A 2,311-nucleotide genomic window follows, 5' to 3' on the forward strand; every position below is an offset into this window, starting at 1 on the left:
GCCGACCAACCCCGCCCGCGCTCCCAGCCAAGGCATGGATCAACCAGCCCCCAGCGATCATCGAGACCCAGGAGACGCTACCCACGAACCAAGCCGCCTGATGTCTCACCGGGATTGACAGGCTCCGGCGTCGCCTGGCACCCCACCGGCACGCTCCTCGCCGCCGCCGGTGGCGCCGGCATCCACCTCCTCACCTACCTGGCCTGAACCTGCGCCATCCTCTGCAGCCGATGGCCCGGTTGAGTGTGGTCAGGTGTTCGACCCGCCCGCATTGCGTGACCACGTGACTGACGGTCACGGCGAGCAGCAGGCCGAGGGTGTCGGTGACGATGCCCCGTTTCCGCCCGACGATCTTCTTGCCGGCGTCGGTGCCCTGTCTGGGGGGCGCTGTTGCATTGCGAGGACGCGGCGCACGCCAGGGGTCTCCGCGACCGCGGTCAGACGGTGTGGGCGAGTTCGGTGAACGCGGCCGAGAGCCGCCGCCGTGGGCTGGTGTTGATCCCGAGGTCGTAGTGGCCGCGGCGGATGTTCTGCACGAGGGCGTGTCCGGTGCTGATCGTCTGGACCGAGCGGAGCCGTTTCAGCCCGCGCATCGGCCGTAGCCGGGCTTTCAACTGGCCGTGGTCGGCTTCGATCCGGTTGTTCTCCCGGGCGGTATCGACGTGGCAGGCTTCGGGGAGGAGCTCGTCGAGGATCCGCGGGTAGACGGGTGCTTTGCCGGTGGTGATGGTCACGTCCGGTGGTGTGGTGTACGGAGGGTGACTCCTTCTCTGTGTGCCCGCGCGTGCGAAGCGCCACCAGCCCGAAAGCGTTCCATGTCAGAGCGTCGAGAAGCGACCACGCCACGACCACCCGGGCGGCGCCGTCACGCGACGCCTGCGGCTACCCTTGGCTGGTGAGGTCCATTGCGGGAGTGGAGATCGACGGGGCGCGCTTGGCCGCGATCTGCGACCGGTACGGAATCGCCGAACTTCAGCTGTTCGGCTCTCAGGTGCGCGGTACCGCCACCGCCGACAGCGACATCGACATCCTGTACACCCTTGCGCCTGGCCGGCGTCTGGGCTGGGACATCGAGCAGCTCGCCGATGACCTCGCCGATCTGTTCGGCCGGCCCGTCGATCTGGTCTCCGTCCGCGGGCTCCACCCATTGCTACGGTCGTCCGTCCTGGCTGAAGCGCGGCCCGTGTATGCGGCGTGACGTCCTCCTGCTCGGTGAGATGATCGAGGCAGCCGACCAGGCGCAGAAACTCACCGACGGGATCACCACCGGCGGTCTGGAGGCGGATCGGCAGCGCCGCGACGCGCTTCTGTGGAACTTCACCGTGCTCGGCGAGGCCGCCAGCCAGCTTTCCGAAGAGATCACCGCACGCTTCCCCGGTATCGCCTGGAAGCAGCCTGTCCGGTTACGCAATCGGATTGTCCACGGCTACTGGTCCGTCGACCTCGAGATCCTGCATACCGCGGCCAGGGAACAACTACCCCAGTTCGCCGCAGACCTGCGCCGGGTTCTCGCCTCTGTTAGTGAGGGCACCTGAACCCACGGAGGGCTGGAGCGCGGCGGCCTGGCCACCTGCGACGATCGGCTCGCGGTTGCGGCCGAGGATGCCGGAATCACAGGGCGGGGTCAAATGGTCGTAGCGACGCCTCGATAGGATGATCGTGTTGGCGTCGAGGGGCTGGATGGTGGATGGGTCGGCGGGAGCAGTTGACGATCGAGGGGTCACGTCCAGCGGCGTGGTGTACGGAGGGTGACTCCGCGTGATCCTAGGTTTAGTTTATGCGGTGAGTGCTTCGGGTGTCACGCTGATCTCGGGTGTGTCGGACGGCGTGTTCCCCGCGTCGACTTTCGCGAGGATTTCCAGGCCGAAATAGCGGTGGGTTTCGATCCACTCGTCGTGCTGTTCGGCGAGGACAGCGCCGACGAGCCGTACGATGGCACCACGGTCAGGGAAGATACCCACAACGTCAGTGCGCCGGCGGATTTCCTTGTTCAGCCTTTCCTGCGGATTCGACGACCAGATCTGCCGCCAGATCTCCCGCGGGTAGGCGGTGAACCCGAGCAGATCCGCTTTCGCTTCGGACAGGTGTTCCGCGGCACGGGGCAGTTTCTCGGCCAGGGCGTCGACGACCCGGTCGAACTGCACGGTCACCTCCTTCGCGTCCGCCTGCTCGAAGATAGTCCGCACCAATGTTGCCACCCACGGCTGCGACGACTTCGGTGTGAACGTCAACAAGTCGCGCAGGTAATGCGTCCGGCATCGCTGCCAGGAGGCGCCCGGCAGCGTCGACCCGATCGCCGCGACCAGACCCC

3 protein-coding genes and 2 pseudogenes are annotated in these 2,311 nt (G+C 66.8%); 2 read left to right on the forward strand and 3 right to left on the reverse strand.

The window, feature by feature from the left end; translation table 11 throughout:
- Positions 1-286 precede the first annotated feature (286 nt).
- Positions 287-376, reverse strand: a pseudogene (locus NBZ85_RS30405) (IS5/IS1182 family transposase); the annotation flags it as partial.
- Positions 377-437: 61 nt separating this feature from the next.
- Positions 438-734, reverse strand: a pseudogene (locus tag NBZ85_RS30410) (DDE-type integrase/transposase/recombinase); the annotation flags it as partial.
- Positions 735-913: 179 nt separating this feature from the next.
- On the opposite strand from NBZ85_RS30410, the gene NBZ85_RS30415 reads away from it, so the two are divergent.
- On the forward strand, positions 914-1,198 hold the full coding sequence (locus tag NBZ85_RS30415) for a nucleotidyltransferase family protein (RefSeq protein WP_261563348.1): 285 nt from the start codon (positions 914-916) through the stop codon (positions 1,196-1,198).
- Complete coding sequence (locus NBZ85_RS30420; RefSeq protein ID WP_261563349.1) at positions 1,188-1,535, forward strand: HepT-like ribonuclease domain-containing protein; 348 nt, start codon at positions 1,188-1,190, stop codon at positions 1,533-1,535. Before NBZ85_RS30415 ends, NBZ85_RS30420 begins: the two co-directional genes overlap by 11 nt.
- 240 nt (positions 1,536-1,775) lie before the next feature.
- Here the strand turns inward: NBZ85_RS30420 and NBZ85_RS30425 are convergent.
- Positions 1,776-2,311 (reverse strand): transposase (locus NBZ85_RS30425; protein WP_261563350.1); only part of this gene is annotated, 536 nt, incomplete at its 5' end.

The organism is Frankia tisae (assembly GCF_025403405.1).
GTDB classification, from domain to species: domain Bacteria; phylum Actinomycetota; class Actinomycetes; order Frankiales; family Frankiaceae; genus Frankia; species Frankia tisai.